The following is a 15,153-nucleotide window of genomic DNA, read 5'->3' as shown; positions in this document are numbered from 1 at the left end:
GGCCACAGCTTAGGAGCTACGATTTCCGATCCGACAGAGACCAGTCCCGATTCCGTAACTCCTGCGCTGTGCGGCCGACGGGAACAAGTACCCCGGAAGTTCGGGCCGAAGACCCGGCCCCCTTCCGAATTGCAGGAGTTGTGCAACCGAATATGGCGCGACCGGCGACGCGCCGACTGGGCCGGGGGTGCTACGCGCGCAGCTCCAGCAGCACGGCTTCCAGCTGGTCGACGGCGAAATCCACGTCTTCCGCGGTGATCACGAGCGGGGGAGCGAAACGGATGGTCGAGCCGTGGGTGTCCTTCGCGAGCACTCCCCGCGACATGAGCAGCTCGCAGACCCGGCGACCGGTCGCGAGGGAGGGGTCGATGTCGACGCCGGCCCACAGCCCGGCCGATCGCACGGAGACGACTCCGAAGCCGATCAAACGCTCGAGTCCCGCAGCGAGTCGCGCCCCCATCACCCTGGCGCGCTCCTGGTATTCCCCGGTCTCGAGCAGGGCGACGACCGCGGAGCCGACGGCAGCGGCGAGCGGATTGCCGCCGAAGGTCGAACCGTGTTCCCCGGCGCCGAGTACGCCGAGGATGTCAGAGTTGCCGACCACCGCAGACACCGGCACGATCCCGCCGCCGAGCGCCTTGCCGAGCAGGTAGAGGTCGGGCGTGACACCGAGGTTGTCGCACTGGAAGGTGGCACCCGTGCGTCCGAGCCCCGACTGGATCTCGTCCGCGATGAAGAGCACGTTGTGACGGGTGGTGATGTCGCGCACGGCCGGCAGATAGTCGGCCGGCGGGATGAGGATGCCCGCCTCGCCCTGGATCGGCTCGAGGAGCACGGCGACGGTGTTGCCGTCGATCGCGGCTTCGAGGGCCGCCGCATCCCCGTACGGCACCGAACGGAAGCCCGGCGTGAACGGGCCGAAGTCGGTGGTGGCCGTAGCATCATCCGAGAAGCTGATTATCGTGATGGTGCGGCCGTGGAAGTTGCCATCGGCAACGATGATGTTCGCCCGGTCGGGGGCGACGCCCTTCACCCGGTAGCCCCAGGCTCGCGCGGCCTTGAGCCCGGATTCCACCGCCTCGGCCCCGGTGTTCATCGGGATCACGAGGTCCTTCTTCGCGAGTGCGGCGAGCGCACCGACGAAGGGACCGAGCTGGTCGTTGTGAAACGCCCGGCTGGTGAGCGTGACGCGGTCGAGCTGTGCCTTCGCGGCCGAGATGAGTGCCGGATGCCCGTGGCCGAAGTTCACCGCGGAATAGGCCGCGAGGCAATCGAGGTACCGTCGGCCCTCGACATCCGTCACCCAGGCACCCTCCGCGGTCGCGACGACCACCGGCAGCGGATGGTAGGTGTGGGCGATGTGGGAGTCTTCGGCGGCGATGAACTCGGCCGCGGACAACGTCATGTGCGCAGTTCGAGGGTGCAGCACTTGACGCCGCCGCCGCCGAGCAGGAGCTCGGAAAGGTCGACGCCGATGGGGTTGTACCCACGCTCGCGAAGCTGGCGCTCGAAATCGGTGGCGCGGGAGGCGATCACCATGTTGTAGCCGTCGCCGAAGGAGTTGAGGCCGAGCACCGCCGCGTCTTCCTCGTTCACGAGGATCGCGTCGGGGAAGCGCTCTCGGAGAACCGCGAGGCCCTCTTCGTTGAACGCACTCGGAAGGTAGGCGATGTTGGGGTTGTCGAATCCCGGCTGGGGGTCGAGCACCGCGATCGCGGTGTCGAGGTGGTAGAAACTCGGGTTCACGAGTTCGAGGGTGATGACCTGACGCCCGTAGAGTTCCGCCAGCTCCTGGTGGCTGTTGGATGCGCTGCGGAACCCGGTTCCGGCGAGGATCACATCGCCCACGAGCAGGAAGTCGCCCTCCCCCTCGTTGATGTTCTCCGGCACCTTCACGTCGAATCCGTTCTCACGGAACCAGTCCATGTAGGCGGGACCCTCTGGCTGGCGCTCCGGATACGTGAAGCTCGCACCGTAGGCGATGTTGTCGAGCACGAATCCGCCGTTCGCGGCGTAGACCATGTCGGGAAGGCCCTCGATGGGGTCGATCAGGTGCACTTCGAAACCGAGGTCGACATAAGTCTGATAGAGCGTCTCCCACTGGCGAACTGCGAGGGCGGTGTCGGTGGGCAGCTGCGGGTCCATCCACGGATTGATGCGGTACACCACCGTGAAGAATTCGGGGCGGCACATGAGGACTGTGCGCTTGGATGGGGTGCGGACGGTGGCAACATTCGTTGCAGGCAGAGTGGCCGACACGAGGGCTCCTTTGGAGATCGGGGTGTGGGGTCGTTCCAGTCTCACACGCACACTTCCGATCTTTGGCAGCGTAGGGCGCACAAAATCGCCGAAGATGGTGCGGACCGCACAATAAAGCGCCATAGGGTATGACCATGGACAGTCTCGACTATGGCATCATCGACCTTCTTCGCCAGAATGCCCGCGCTGGATACGGGGATATCGGCGAAGTGATCGGACTCTCCGCCTCTGCGGTGAAACGCCGCGTCGACCGCCTGGTCGCCGACAAGGTGATCCGCGGATTCACCATCCAGGTCGACCCCGCCGTGGACGGCCTCGGCACCGAGGCCTACGTCGAACTTTTCTGCCGCGGCACCGTCGCGCCGGAGGAGCTGCGACGCATCCTTTCCGGTGTGCCGGAGGTCGTGGATGCCGGAACGGTCACCGGGAGCGCGGATGCCATCGTGCACATGCGATCACGAGACATCCCCTCGCTCGAACTCGCCCTGGAGCGCGTGCGGGTCGCACCCAACGTCGACCACACCCGCAGCGCCATCGTGCTGTCGAAACTGATCCACCGCACCCGCGAGGGATAGCGCATCGAGGCCTCTCTGGCGCTCGCTGTTCGACCACCGGCCGCTCCGGCTAGGACAGCTGTTCGATCGTGATCGCCGCGTTGATGAGTGCGAGGTGGCTGAGGCCCTGCGGCAGGTTGCCGAGAAACTCGTGCGACTCGGCATCCATCATCTCGGCGTACAGCCCCACATCGTTGCCCAAGGCCACCAGCTCACCCATGCGGGCGCGGGCCTCGTCCAGGCGGCCGACGCAGGCGAGCGCCCCGGCAACCCAGAATGCGCAGGCCACGAAGGTTCCCTCCTCCCGCTGCATTCCGGAGTAGCGATAGACCAGCGCTCCCCGCCCGAGTTCACTGTCGATCGCGTCGATCGTGGACGACATCCGTTCACCCCGATCGAAACCGCTGTCGGCGTGAAGAAGAATGGATGCGTCGAGCTTCTCGCTGCCCGGATACATCACGTAGCTCTGTCGCGCCTCCGACCAGCCGTTCGTCTCCACCCAGTCGCGGATGCGGTCGCGCTCGGCCGCCCAGCGCTCGCCACCGCCGGGCAACTGTCCGAGTTCCGCGAGGCGCACAGCGCAATCGAGCGCCTGCCAGCAGCCCAGTTTCGACGAGGTGTAGTGGTGCTCCTCCTCGAGCTCCCACATGCCGGAATCCGGTCGTTGCCAGTTGTCGCAGGCGCGGTCGGCGATCGAGGCCAGAAGTCGGCCGGTCTCGGCGTCGAGAAGATTGCCGTCGTCCACGTAGGCCCGAACCACGTCGAAGAGGTCGCCGTAGACTCCGAGCTGCCGCTGTCCCTGCGCATCGTTCCCCACCACGACCGGACCGATGTTCCGCCAGCCGACCACGTCCGGGTGGGTGGCGCCCTCCGGGACCGAACCATCCAGCGCGTAGAGGATGTGCAGTTCGGGGCCTTGCTCGCGAATGGTGGTCAGCAGCCACGAGACGGCAGCATGCGTCTCCTCCCGCAGCCCGAAACGGATGAGCGCACGAACTGTATAGGCGAGGTCTCGCACCCAGGCGAATCGGTAGTCCCAGTTCTTGCCTCCGTCGCGGCTCTCCGGGATCGAGGTGGTGGCGGCCGCGGCGATCGATCCGTTGGGGCTGTGGATGAGCAGCTTGAGCGCGAGAGCGCTGCGCAGGACGGCGTCAGCCCATTCCCCCTTCCAGGAGAACTCGGCCGACCACGCCTTCCAATTGGCGATGGTGCGGTCGATGCCGCGGTCCACGATCTCGGGGGTCACCATCCGAAGCGGTTCGCGCTCGGTCGCCGTGACGACCACGAGATGGCGCGAACCCTCCGAGGTCGTGAAGGCGCCGGTGATGGCCTGTCCGCCTTCGGTGGATGGGCCGTGGTCGATGCCGCGCACTCCGAGCATCACGCCGTCGACGCGGATCACCGCCCCTTGCACCGTGTGCTCGACCCAGGGCGAGGCAATGCCGAGCATCGTGCCGGGGGCGACGGCCCAGCGCAACGCGACGGATCCCTTCATCCCCTCCACCCGCCGGGCGAGCTCCGCCCAGGGAAGTCGCCCGGCGACCCCGGTGACCAGGGCGTCGGTGAGGCGAACACGCCCGGACGCGGTCGTGAAGGTGGTCTGCAGCACGTTTGTGCCGGAAACGTAGCGACGGGTGACCGTGTACTCCTCGACCGGACGCAACTCGATGCGACCACCGTGCGGCGCATCCACGATGGCGGCGAAGGCGGGCGGCGTTGCCAGGTTGGGGGCCGGAAACCAGTCGATCGCCCCGTCGAGGGAGATGAGCGCCACGGTTCTGCCGTCGCCGATCGCGGCGTAGGAGCGCAGGTCCGCATACCCGTCGATGCGGTTTGCGGGCCCGATGCCGTCACGCTGCAGTGAGGTTCCGGTCATGCGCCGAACCGGCGAGCGGGGCGACCGTTGGTCGCGGTTTCGATCGCGAAGATCGATCCGGAGAGCGGATGCGCCTCCAGCTGCTCCTCGGTGAGATTCTCTCTCGCGGAGCCGACGAACAACGTCGACATCCCGGGGCCGCCGAATGCGACGGAGGTGATGTTCGGGGCAGGCAGTTCGACCACGAGGTCTTCGATCCCCTCCGGGCTGTACCGCACTACTCGACCGCCTCCGTAGATTCCGCCCCAGAGGAATCCCTCGGCGTCGATAGTGAGCCCATCATGCGATTCGCCGGAGTGGAAGACCTTGACTTCACCGATGTCGCCGGTCTCGCTGTAGGGGGCGCGGTAGATGGTCTTGACGGCGGTGTCGGTGAAGAACATCTCGGTGTCGTCGAGGCTCCACTCGAAGCCATTGGCCACTCCGAACCCCCCGCGCAGCACCCGCACCGCCCCGTTATCGGCCACGGAGTAGAGCGCGCCATCCGGCTCCCCGGTCGCGAGGTTCATCGATCCGGTGATCCAGCGACCGTAGGGGTCGCATTTGCCCTCGTTGAGTCGCAGGCCGTCGTGCGCGTGTTCGATCTGGGCGAGATCGCGGACCCCACCGGTTGCATCGACTCTCACGACGCGATCGCCGAGCGACGCCACATAGCCGTTGCCGCTCGCCGTCGGCGCAAATGACGCCAGCGGCGGGGGCAACTCGATGACCGTGTCATCGAGACCGTCGATGGGGCAACGGTAGAGAAGCCCGGCGGTGATGTCACACCAGAGCACGAAGCCATCCGGATCCCAGACGATGCTCTCGGCGAGAATGGCGCTAGCATCCCGGAAAACCCGGGGCAACCCCCTCACGACTTTCATGATGCCAGCCTACGTTCCTCTGAGGAACGCATAAATGAAGGAGCTTTGATGGACCTCGGAATCAGTGGACGTACGGCCCTCATCAGCGGTGCCGACTCGGGTATCGGATGGGAGACCGCACGCATCCTGCTCGGCGAGGGAGTGCGCGTCGTGCTGACCGACCTCGATCAGAAGAGCCTGGATGCCGCCGCGGCGAGCCTCGGAGCACTCGAGGGGCGACTGTTCGCCTTCGCCGCCGACGTCACCAAGGTGGAGTCGATCGCGAAGATGCGAGACAGGGTGCTCGACGCGGTGGGTGACATCGACATCCTCGTGCAGTCCTCGGGGATCACCGGCGCGCAGGGCTATTTCCACGAGATCGACGACGCCGGCTGGACCACCACCCTCGAGGTCGACCTGATGGGTCCCGTGCGGCTGGTGAGCGCATTCCTGCCCAGCCTGCGCAAGGGCGGCTGGGGTCGCATCGTGCTCATGGCATCCGAGGATGGCGTGCAGCCCTACGACGACGAGATCCCGTACTGCTCGGCCAAGGCCGGGGTGCTCGCCCTGATGAAGGGGTTGTCGCGCACCTATGCGAAGGAGGGCCTGCTCGTGAACTGCGTCTCGCCCGCCTTCATCCACACGCCGATGACCGACGCGATGATGGAGAAGCGCGCGAAGAAGATCGGATCGAGTGTCGACGAGGCGATCGTGAGCTTTCTCGACGAGGAGCGCCCCTACATGGCGTTGAAGCGTCGGGGCGAACCGCAGGAAGTCGCTGCCGTAGTCGCCTTCCTGTGCTCGGAGCAGGCGAGTTTCGTGAACGGGGCGAACTACCGCGTCGACTCCGGCGCGGTCGCATCGATCTGACTGACCCGCCGCCGTCGACCGGAGCGCGGGAGCACTAGTCGACCATCAGCGCGGCCCGTACGAGTTCGAGCGCGTCGGCGGGATCGATCCGCAACTGGCGGATGCGCGTCGCGAAGACCGCCGCAGCATCCTGGGCCTGGCGCTGGGTCGCGTCCCCGGACGCGGCGATATAGGTGCCGGCGCGGCCACGAGTCTCGATCACGGCGTCGCGTTCGAGCTCGCGGTAGCTGCGAGCCACCGTATTCGGAGCGATTCCGAGGGCCTCGGCGAGACCGCGAACGGTAGGGAGCTTGGCTCCCGCGACCATAGCCCGAGCGGCGACCGCGTCGATCAGCTGCACCCGCAACTGCTCGTAGGGCGGCACCGCTGACCCGGGATCGACCGTCACGGTGAGGCCGCCGATCGCCGTCGAACGCGGCCCGAGGGGGGAACTGGTCACCGGAGCTCCGATCTGACGTGGTCTTGCTGTCGAGCGTAGTCACCGTTGGCACCCTCCCGGCTCAGAGGGGTTCCTCGAGCATCCGCCGCATCTGACGCAAACCGTCGTGGATGCGGGACTTCACAGTGCCGAGCGGCAGCCGGAGGCGCTCCGCGACCTCCACGTGGGTGAGGTCGCCCACGAACGCGAGCACGAGCGCCTCGCGCTGCAGCTCCGACAGCTGGCCGAGAGCCCGGATCACCCGCTCACTCTCCAGGCGCAACTCGACAGCCTCGGTGACCGAGTCGTAGCCCGGCTCGAAGTCCCGCAGGCCGAATCTGGTGTCGCGGGCGCGATCCGCCTCCGCCGATCGCACTCGATCGACAGCCCTCGCGTGCGCGCGGGTGAGAATCCACCCCGCGACCGTGCCCCGGCTCGGCTCGAAGCGGGCCGCCTGCTGCCAGACCTCGAGGAAGACCTCCTGCATCACCTCCTCTGACTGCGACCGATCTCGCAGTACCGCCAGGATGCGTCGATAGACCCGCGGCGCGAACTCGTCGAACAGCTCGGCGAAAGCGGCCTGGTCCCCGGCCGCGATGCGCCGGAGAAGCGCGTCGGCGGCCGCGGAATCAGGCCGTGCGGGGGGCTGTTCCTTGGCGGCTGTGGGCACGAGCGTCTCCGTTTCGGGGGTGAGCCGAAAGCCGAGCACTGATCGAGGCACGATTAGGCGCGGTCCGGATACCCGAAGAGATCGCCGACGCTCGGCACTATGACGCGGCCGCAGCGCCGGATCTGCTGGGAAAGTGCTGGATCACCGCCCCGATCAGCGGCGGCTGCCCACCCGACGCGCCGCCACGATCACGAAACCGACCAGCATCAACACCAGCGCGGCGAAGAGCGCGCCCTGGGCATCCGCCCCGGTGTGCGCGAGGCCCGCGCTCGAGACCGAGGTGTTGGCGAGCGCGGTTCCCGGTGCGGAGGAGGGCTCCGACGGCGCCTCGACCTCGCTGGCCGAGACCGCGCTGACGGGCGGCGCGAGAAGCGCGATGCGCTGTACGAGCATGGACGCCGCCGCCGTGTCGTTGGCCGGGTTGGCGTCCTGCACCGAGCTGGAGGCTACGACGACCCGGGCGGCGAGCCGACCGAGCGTTGCGGCGGAGCCACGGAACAGCAACGACTGGGTTGCGCCGGAGGCAAGGGCGGGAAGCGCCCACTGGTTCGTCGTCGGGTCGAAGACTCCCGCGGTGGGAGTGGCGACAAGTCCGGCGGGAGCATCGAGGGTGAGCAGGATCGCCGTGGCATCCGAGGGTCCGGTGTTGCCGACGACGAGGGAGAACCAGGCGTCATCACCCTCGCGCACAGTGGCGGCCGAGGCCTGTCCGGTCACCCAGAGGTCCCCGAGGCTGACGGTGGTGGCGCTGGCCGTCGCGCCGTTGTCCGCCGTCGACGACTCGTAGACAGCACCGGTGGCGGATGCCGAGACGGTGACGACTGTGCCAGCCGGGATGGAGCCGGTGATCGCGCCGGTGATCGTGATCGTGGCGCTTGCGCCGGCAGCGAGGGATCCGATCGCACACTGGGCAACGCCCCCGGCGATCGGGCACGGGCTTCCTGCGACCTGCACCGCAGCGTCACTCAGCTCAGCCGGAATGGTCACTGTCGCCACGACTCCGGTGTCTGACTGGGGTCCGGAGTTGGCGACCGTGACCGTGTAGGTGGGACGCGACGAACCGGCGACGGGTGCCGCGGTGTCGAGCGACTCGGTGACGACGAGATTGGAGGTGGCTCCCACGGGCGTCACCACGGCCGGAGCCGCGGAGGTCTGGACCGTGCCGGCGAGGGAGTCGGTGTAGGTGAGAGTGCCGAGGTTACTGAGGCTGGTGAAGGCGGCGGCCGAGAGCACGACGACGCGGAAGACGAGCGAGGAGGACTCCCCCGGCGCGAGCGATCCGCCCGCGGCTGCACCGGCGCCGGCGCCGAGCCGCCCGATCACCGTGCGGGTGGCCGGGTCGTACTCTGCCTGGTCGTCGCCTGCGGCATCCGACTTGGTCCCGGCGTTTGCGCCGATCACGCGAAGGGAGCCCGGCACGATCTCAACGCCGGCCGGGAGCACGTCCTGCAGCGCGGCGAGAATCGCGGCCCCTCCGCCATTGTTCGTCGAGGTCACTGTGTATTCGAGGGTGTCGCCGACGTGCACGGCGCCGCCGGGCACTGTCACGTTCGTGACCCCGGCGGTGGTGTCGACACAGGGCCCGAGGCCGAAGGTGATGTCGTCGAGGAAGTTGCCGACGCTCGCATTGCCGTTCGCGGTGGAGACGGCACGAAACCCGAAGCGGGTGGATGTCTGGCCGGCGGGCACGACATAGACACCGGTGTGGCGGCCCCAGGCCTCGGTGCCGTCAGACAGGTTGCCCTGAGAGGCCAGAGTGCCGCCGGGGGCGCCGATGACGACGTCCATCACATCGGTGCCGCTTCGACCGCGGTGGAGGAGCGACCACTGGAGGCTCTGCCCGGGCGTCGTCACGACATCCTGGTACAGCGTTCCCGGCTGGGTCGCGTTGATCTCCGCGAATTGGTTGCCCACGCTGGCCTGCACGCCGTTGAAGCCGGTGGACCAGATCTCGATGCCGGAGGGATCTGTGGACTCCCATCCGGGAACGTTCGCCGAAGGCATGATCTGGTATGAGGCCGGAGCGATCACCGGCTCTTCGAATCCGCCGTCGGACAGCGCCGTGGTGCTCTGGCAACTCGTGGCCGCTGCAGCGGTGGTCACCGTGGACATGCCCGCTCCGGCCAGGAGTGTTGCCGCGGAAAGGCCGGTCGCCACGACGATCGCGACGGATCGGGTGACGGCTGAACGGGCCAGGAAGGTGGGCAGTGCGGCGCGCATATCGCCTTTCGGGTGAGGTTTCGGGTTTCGGGTTCGAGCCGACCGGATGCGCAATTCGGGTACGCACCCGGTCGAGTTACCACGGCCGTGCTCGGGTTCCCGGCCGCAGCGGGGCCGCACCTGGTGCGCCCCCACGTCGAGTATGTGGGGACAAGACGTGTCGGCACAATGGGGGACAGACCGCCAGTTCGGGGGGTAGTCGCCGCCGCTCCCCTAGAGCGCCACGAAGGTGGACGGGTCGGGATTGCCGAAGCGGTGGGCGGTCATGCTGATGGCCTGTTCGTGCAGGAACGGCAGCAGCTCGATCCGCCCGGAGGTGGTCACCGGACCGGCGTAGATCGCGACATCCGGATCGCCGTCGAGCACGGTGGCGAGCGTGAGACGGTCGCCGCCGAGCAGTCGGATGCGACTCGGCCGGGCCTCCCCCTGCAATCGGGAATGCCAGCGGGCGTCCGACTCCACGACCACGGACTCGACAGTGAGCGGCGGCACCGCAGAGCCGAACAGGCGCACGAGTGCGGCAGCGACCGGCACCGCGGAACTGATCGAGAGCGAAGCGCCCGCCCGTGTCGCCGCCACTATCGTGCGAACGAGCTGGGCAGGGGAGGCCCCCTCCGCCAGGCGCACCGTCACCGGCACCGCACGGTAACGGAAGACGTTTCGTTCGACACCGAGCCCGGAGACGTCCTTGACGGTGCCGTATTCCTCCACCCAGGCCTGCTGGTCGCTGGTGGCACCGGCGCGAACGCGATCGAACTCGAGAAACTCCATGCCCTGCTGCGCGGCCTCGATCACCCGCGACACCGCCTCGCTGAGCCCCTTGAGGATCGCCGTCCGGCCCGGCTCGGCGAACATCGGCCGCCATTCCCCGAGGGTGAGAAGGTAGTTCGGCCCGCCGGCCTTTGCGCTGGCCCCGACCGTCGACCGCTTCCAGCCGCCGAAGGGCTGTCGGCGCACGACCGCTCCCGTGATGCCCCGGTTGACGTAGAGGTTGCCCGCCTGCACAGAGTCGATCCAGAGCGCGATCTCCGCGGCATCGAGTGAATGGATGCCCGCCGTGAGGCCGTAGGCCGGTGCGTTCTGCAGGGCGATCGCCTGCTCCAGCGTGTCGGCTCGCATGATCCCGAGCACCGGGCCGAAGTACTCGGTGAGGTGGAATTCCGATCCGGCTGTCACCCCGTCCTTGACGCCCGGCGACCAGAGTGTGCCGCTCTCATCCAACGAACGGGGCGCCAGCAGCCAGGACTCGCCAGCACCGAGAGTGGTGAGGGCCGCGCGGAGCTTGCCGTGCGCCGGTTCGACGATGGGCCCCATCACCGTGGTGGCCTCCTGGGGATATCCCACGCGAAGAGTGCTCACCGAGTCGAGGAGCTGCCGGCGGAAACGCTGCGACGTGGCGACCGACCCGACCAGGATCACGAGGGATGCGGCCGAGCACTTCTGGCCCGCATGGCCGAAGGCGCTCTTCACGACATCCGCCACCGCGAGGTCGAGGTCGGCGCTCGGGGTCACGATGATCGCGTTCTTGCCGCTCGTCTCCGCAAGCAGCGGGAGGTCGGGGCGCCAGGAACGGAACAGCCGTGCCGTCTCCCACGCTCCCGTGAGGATCACGCGATCCACCGAGGGATGCGACACCAGCTCACGACCGAGATCAGCCTCGTCGAGATCTACGAGGGCGAGCACGTCGCGGGGAACCCCTCCGGCCCAGAGCGCTTCGACCATCACGGCTGCACTGCGGCGCGCCTGCGGGGCCGGCTTGATGATCACGCCGGCACCCGAGGCGAGAGCCGCGAGCACCGACCCGGCCGGAATGGCGACGGGGAAATTCCATGGCGGTGTCACCACGATCAGGCGGGACGGCTCGAATTCGGCGTCGGCGACCCTGTCGAGCTCGCGGGCGCGTTCCGCGTAGTAGTGCGCGAAGTCCACGGCCTCGCTCACCTCGACGTCGCCCTCGGAGATCGTCTTCCCGGTCTCGCTCGCCATCACCTCGATCAGCTCGGCGCGGGCCGCGGCGAGCGCTTCCCCGGCGCTGTGCAGCACTGTCGCGCGAGTGTCCGACCGACGTTGTCCCCAGCTCTCCCCGGCGCGCGCGGTGGCGGTGACCACGCCCTCGAGGGCAGGAAGCCCGGTGATCCGGGCGGCGGCAACGGTGGCCTCGCCGAGTGTCGAGGATGCGATGCGGGACAGGATCTCGCGCCCCCACGCACGATTGGCCGCGATCGACGGATCGGTGTCGGCCTCGTTGGCGAACACGCGCGGCGCCGTGTCGACGGGCGCGATCGGCACCGGGAGGCGCCGGTCCTGCACCCGATGGGAGGCCGGAACGAATCCGGACTGCTGCTCTTCCGCCAGCTGTTCGAGGGAGGCGACGAATCGGTCGGCCTCCCGGTCGAAGATCGCGGGATCACCGGCAAGCTCGAAGACTCCCGACATGAAGTTCTCGCTCGACGCGTTCTCCTCGAGGCGTCGGATGAGATAAGAAATGGCCGAGTCGAACTCACCGGGATGCACCACCGGGGTGTAGAGCAGGAGTCCGCCGACGTCGCGCCTCACGGCATCCGCCTGTCCGGTGGCCATTCCGAGCAGCATCTCGAACTCCACCCGGGTCTCCACCTTGCGCTGCTTGGCAAGAAGCCAGGCCCACGCGATGTCGAACAAGTTGTGACCGGCGACACCGATCCTCACCGCATCGGTGCGCGCCGGCAGAAACGACCAGTCCAGCACGCGCTTGTAGTTGGCGTCGGTGTCTCTTTTCGCGCCCCAGGTGGCGAGCGGCCAGCCGTGAACGGCGGCATCCACGTGCTCCATCGCGAGGTTGGCCCCCTTGACGACGCGAACCTTGATGCCGGCCCCGCCCGCCGCCCGTCGCTCGATCGCCCAGGCGGTGAGGCCCTGCATCGCCTCCAGCGCATCCGGCAGGTACGCCTGGAGCACGATGCCGGCTTCCAGGGTCGTGAGCTTCGGCTGTTCGAGGATGCGCCGGAACACCGCGATGGTGAGGTCGAGGTCGCGGAACTCCTCCATGTCCAGATTGATGAACTTGGTGGTGGGGGATGCGGCGGCGAGTTCGTAGAGGGGGGTGAGCCGTTTCACGACCCGCTCCACCGTCTCGTTGAACGACCACATCGAGAGCTGACTCGACACGGACGACACCTTGATGGAGACGTAGTCCACATCGTCGCGGCCGAGCAGGTCGATCGTGCCGGCGAGGCGGCGATCGGCCTCCTCATCTCCGAGCACCGCTTCTCCGAGCAGGTTGAGATTGAGGCGGATGCCCGAGCGGCGCAGCTGCCGCATGCTGCGGTCGAGCTGCCGTGGGCTCGCATCCAGGATGAGATGACTCACCATCCCGCGCAGCACCCGCCGGGCGATGGGCACGATCGGCCACGGGATGAGCGGAGCAAAGCCCCCGCCAAGCTGAATCGCGATGCGCATGTACCAGGGCAGGAACGCCGGGATCGCCCGGGAGAGCTTCTCCAGGTTGCGTCCGGCGACCCGCAGGTCCTCGGCGCGCACCACACGATCGACGAATCCGATGGTGAAGTCGAGTCCGCGCGGATCCTTGAGCACGCTGGCGAGACGCTCCGCCGAACGGTCGGGAGCGACATCCGCACTCTCGGCGAGCCAGCGACGCACGGTGGCCACGGCCTCTGCGGCGAGCGGATCGGGGCTCACGGGCGAATCGGCAGCGGGCGAAAGCATGTATCGAGACTACTTGGGGCGGGGCGGGGCCTGCGGGTCCACAATGAATGCATGAGCGATACGAGTTCTATCGATCCGACGGCGGCACCGAGCTCGACCGGCTGCGTCGAGTGCGAGGCGTCGGAGAGCTGGTGGTTCCATCTGCGACGGTGCGCCACCTGCGGCCACATCGGATGCTGCGACGATTCGCTCGGCCGCCACGCCACCGCGCACGCGAAAGCCTCGGGGCATCTGGTCATCCGCTCATTCGAGCCCGGCGAGAGCTGGTTCTACAGCTACGCGACTTCAGAGACCTTCGAGGGCCCGGAGCTCGCTCCCCCCGAGAGTCATCCGGTCGCCCAGTCCACCCCCGGTCCGGCAGAGCGGGTGCCCGGCGACTGGCAGGAAAGGTTGATGGAACAGCGGTGGTAGCGGATCAGGATGCGGGGAGTCAAGGATTCCAACTCGCCCGAATGGTTCCCAGCGCGTCTTCGATGGTGAGTGATCGCGACCGCGCAGCGTCGACGAACAACCTCGCCGCGTTGCGGAAGTCCACATCCAGTTGCAGTCCTGTACCAACCCGAGCTCCCGAGCGGGTCACTACGATGAGGCCCGCGGTCTCAAGTTGTCCGTAGGCCCTCGCGACTGTTCCTGGCGCCACACCCAGGTCACCGGCCAGTTGCCGTATCGAAGGAAGTCGCGTGGTCGCGGCCAGTTCGCCCGAGCGGATGAGGTCGGCGATCTGCCCCCTGATTTGATCGAACGGAGCTGTCGGGCTCGTCTGGTCGACGACGATCACGACGCCACCGTCGCGACGGCATCCGCGCCAGATTCGTCGGTACCCGCAGACGTGGCTCGCCCTCGGCCCATCGCGAGCGTCAGCACGATAGCAGCGATCAGGCTCGCGATCGATGCGGCGATTGCCGCAATAGCGACACCTTCCAGAACAGGTCCGAAGATTGCCGCGAGCCGGTCCGGTCTGCCATCCGAGATCGATACCTGCGCCAAGTTGCTGACGCGACTTCCCATAGTGGCGGCGACAGTTCCGAGATAGGCGAGAAGAACGGCGAAGGTGATCGACGTGATCGTCCGCGCGGTGAGAAGGCGCAGGCGCCGGTCCACTTTCAGCAGGTCGGGAGTCGGGAAGAAGGGCGCCGCTGCCAGACGAGCCAGGGCGAAGAGTGTGGCGGCGACCAGGACGACGGCCATCGCCACGAGGGCGGTCGCGATCGTCCAGTACGAACGGGAGAAGCGCGCCCCGCCCGCGATCGAACCGGCGGAGGAGGCATCAGCGATGACTAATGCAACAAGCGCAGCCGCAACGAAAAGGAGCAGAGCGAGCATCCCTGGTGACCCGAAGGTCCAGAAACGGCGTGGTTCGAGCGACGCGCTCCGGGAACTGGGCTCTGGATGGCGAGGAACGGGGAGTACCGCCGAAAGCACAAGGCCGAAGGCCACGGACATCCCGGGCGCGATGAGCGCCGGCACGGCGAGGAGAGCGGGAAGGGCGAGGGCCAGCCAGATCAATGCCACGAACAAGAAGGCGCTCGTTCCCACGACGACACCGATACGGAGGACTGCCGCCCGCGTGACCCGTCGGGCATCCCACACACTGTCGACGCCGACTGTCGCGCGATCTTGGAACGGCCGCACTCGATACGTGAGGTACAGACCGAGGGTACTGGCCGCCCCGAGCACCACCGCGATCACGATCAGTCCGTTGTTCTGTGTCATGGCACGCTCGTCTCTGTTGGTGAGAT

General features: G+C 67.7%; 13 protein-coding genes. 3 read left to right on the top strand and 10 right to left on the bottom strand.

Annotated features, from left to right (window positions below; translation table 11 throughout):
• Positions 1-190: 190 nt before the first annotated feature.
• Together rocD and ddaH are read right to left on the bottom strand one after the other, a co-directional pair.
• Positions 191-1,405: an ornithine--oxo-acid transaminase gene (rocD, locus tag F1C58_RS00595; protein ID WP_185202138.1), complete on the bottom strand. Its 1,215-nt coding sequence runs from the start codon at positions 1,403-1,405 to the stop codon at positions 191-193.
• On the bottom strand, positions 1,402-2,259 hold the full coding sequence (gene ddaH / locus F1C58_RS00590; protein WP_219732005.1) for a dimethylargininase: 858 nt from the start codon (positions 2,257-2,259) through the stop codon (positions 1,402-1,404). Before ddaH ends, rocD begins: the two co-directional genes overlap by 4 nt.
• 134 nt (positions 2,260-2,393) lie before the next feature.
• On the opposite strand from ddaH, the gene F1C58_RS00585 reads away from it, so the two are divergent.
• Positions 2,394-2,834: an Lrp/AsnC family transcriptional regulator gene (locus F1C58_RS00585; RefSeq protein ID WP_185202137.1), complete on the top strand. Its 441-nt coding sequence runs from the start codon at positions 2,394-2,396 to the stop codon at positions 2,832-2,834.
• Positions 2,835-2,883: 49 nt separating this feature from the next.
• On the opposite strand, the gene F1C58_RS00580 is transcribed toward F1C58_RS00585, so the two are convergent.
• Positions 2,884-4,689: a glycoside hydrolase family 15 protein gene (locus F1C58_RS00580; RefSeq protein WP_185202136.1), complete on the bottom strand. Its 1,806-nt coding sequence runs from the start codon at positions 4,687-4,689 to the stop codon at positions 2,884-2,886.
• On the bottom strand, positions 4,686-5,552 hold the full coding sequence (locus F1C58_RS00575) for an SMP-30/gluconolactonase/LRE family protein (protein WP_185202135.1): 867 nt from the start codon (positions 5,550-5,552) through the stop codon (positions 4,686-4,688). The genes F1C58_RS00580 and F1C58_RS00575 overlap by 4 nt, the downstream gene beginning before the upstream one ends.
• A gap of 48 nt (positions 5,553-5,600) precedes the next feature.
• Between F1C58_RS00575 and F1C58_RS00570 the strand changes: the two genes are divergently transcribed.
• On the top strand, positions 5,601-6,401 hold the full coding sequence (locus F1C58_RS00570; RefSeq protein WP_185202134.1) for an SDR family NAD(P)-dependent oxidoreductase: 801 nt from the start codon (positions 5,601-5,603) through the stop codon (positions 6,399-6,401).
• A 34-nt stretch (positions 6,402-6,435) separates the two neighbouring features.
• Here the strand turns inward: F1C58_RS00570 and F1C58_RS00565 are convergent, their stop codons facing one another.
• The 4 genes from F1C58_RS00565 to F1C58_RS00550 all read right to left on the bottom strand — a co-directional run bounded on the left by F1C58_RS00565 (position 6,436) and on the right by F1C58_RS00550 (position 13,414).
• Positions 6,436-6,840: a GntR family transcriptional regulator gene (locus F1C58_RS00565; RefSeq protein ID WP_255461176.1), complete on the bottom strand. Its 405-nt coding sequence runs from the start codon at positions 6,838-6,840 to the stop codon at positions 6,436-6,438.
• A gap of 61 nt (positions 6,841-6,901) precedes the next feature.
• On the bottom strand, positions 6,902-7,489 hold the full coding sequence (sigK, locus tag F1C58_RS00560) for an ECF RNA polymerase sigma factor SigK (RefSeq protein ID WP_185202133.1): 588 nt from the start codon (positions 7,487-7,489) through the stop codon (positions 6,902-6,904).
• Between the two features lie 153 nt (positions 7,490-7,642).
• Complete coding sequence (locus tag F1C58_RS00555; RefSeq protein WP_185202132.1) at positions 7,643-9,709, bottom strand: CARDB domain-containing protein; 2,067 nt, start codon at positions 9,707-9,709, stop codon at positions 7,643-7,645.
• Between the two features lie 213 nt (positions 9,710-9,922).
• Positions 9,923-13,414 (bottom strand): bifunctional proline dehydrogenase/L-glutamate gamma-semialdehyde dehydrogenase, encoded by a 3,492-nt coding sequence (locus tag F1C58_RS00550; RefSeq protein ID WP_185202131.1) that lies wholly within the window; start codon positions 13,412-13,414, stop codon positions 9,923-9,925.
• 51 nt (positions 13,415-13,465) lie between these two features.
• Between F1C58_RS00550 and F1C58_RS00545 the strand changes: the two genes are divergently transcribed.
• Positions 13,466-13,825, top strand: coding sequence for a UBP-type zinc finger domain-containing protein (locus F1C58_RS00545; RefSeq protein WP_185202130.1), 360 nt, complete (start codon positions 13,466-13,468; stop codon positions 13,823-13,825).
• Positions 13,826-13,844: 19 nt separating this feature from the next.
• Here F1C58_RS00545 and F1C58_RS00540 read toward each other — a convergent pair whose 3' ends face one another.
• Both F1C58_RS00540 and F1C58_RS00535 read right to left on the bottom strand, forming a co-directional pair.
• The gene (locus F1C58_RS00540; RefSeq protein WP_185202129.1) at positions 13,845-14,192 is read right to left on the bottom strand and encodes a GntR family transcriptional regulator; all 348 of its coding nucleotides are present in this window, start codon (positions 14,190-14,192) and stop codon (positions 13,845-13,847) included.
• On the bottom strand, positions 14,189-15,127 hold the full coding sequence (locus tag F1C58_RS00535; RefSeq protein ID WP_185202128.1) for a hypothetical protein: 939 nt from the start codon (positions 15,125-15,127) through the stop codon (positions 14,189-14,191). Before F1C58_RS00535 ends, F1C58_RS00540 begins: the two co-directional genes overlap by 4 nt.
• Positions 15,128-15,153: the final 26 nt, after the last annotated feature.

The organism is Glaciihabitans sp. INWT7 (genome assembly GCF_014217685.1).
Lineage (GTDB): Bacteria > Actinomycetota > Actinomycetes > Actinomycetales > Microbacteriaceae > Lacisediminihabitans.
This window is presented reverse-complemented; position numbering and strand designations above follow the sequence as displayed.

Bases quoted from the DNA above. Each gene is read 5' to 3' on its own strand.
- F1C58_RS00550 (WP_185202131.1), bottom strand. From the start codon at position 13,414: ATGCTTTCGCCCGCTGCCGATTCGCCCGTGAGCCCCGATCCGCTCGCC.
- F1C58_RS00535 (WP_185202128.1), bottom strand. From the start codon at position 15,127: ATGACACAGAACAACGGACTGATCGTGATCGCGGTGGTGCTCGGGGCG.
- F1C58_RS00545 (WP_185202130.1), top strand. From the start codon at position 13,466: ATGAGCGATACGAGTTCTATCGATCCGACGGCGGCACCGAGCTCGACC.
- F1C58_RS00555 (WP_185202132.1), bottom strand. From the start codon at position 9,709: ATGCGCGCCGCACTGCCCACCTTCCTGGCCCGTTCAGCCGTCACCCGA.
- F1C58_RS00575 (WP_185202135.1), bottom strand. From the start codon at position 5,552: ATGAAAGTCGTGAGGGGGTTGCCCCGGGTTTTCCGGGATGCTAGCGCC.
- F1C58_RS00585 (WP_185202137.1), top strand. From the start codon at position 2,394: ATGGACAGTCTCGACTATGGCATCATCGACCTTCTTCGCCAGAATGCC.
- rocD (WP_185202138.1), bottom strand. From the start codon at position 1,405: ATGACGTTGTCCGCGGCCGAGTTCATCGCCGCCGAAGACTCCCACATC.
- F1C58_RS00570 (WP_185202134.1), top strand. From the start codon at position 5,601: ATGGACCTCGGAATCAGTGGACGTACGGCCCTCATCAGCGGTGCCGAC.
- F1C58_RS00580 (WP_185202136.1), bottom strand. From the start codon at position 4,689: ATGACCGGAACCTCACTGCAGCGTGACGGCATCGGGCCCGCAAACCGC.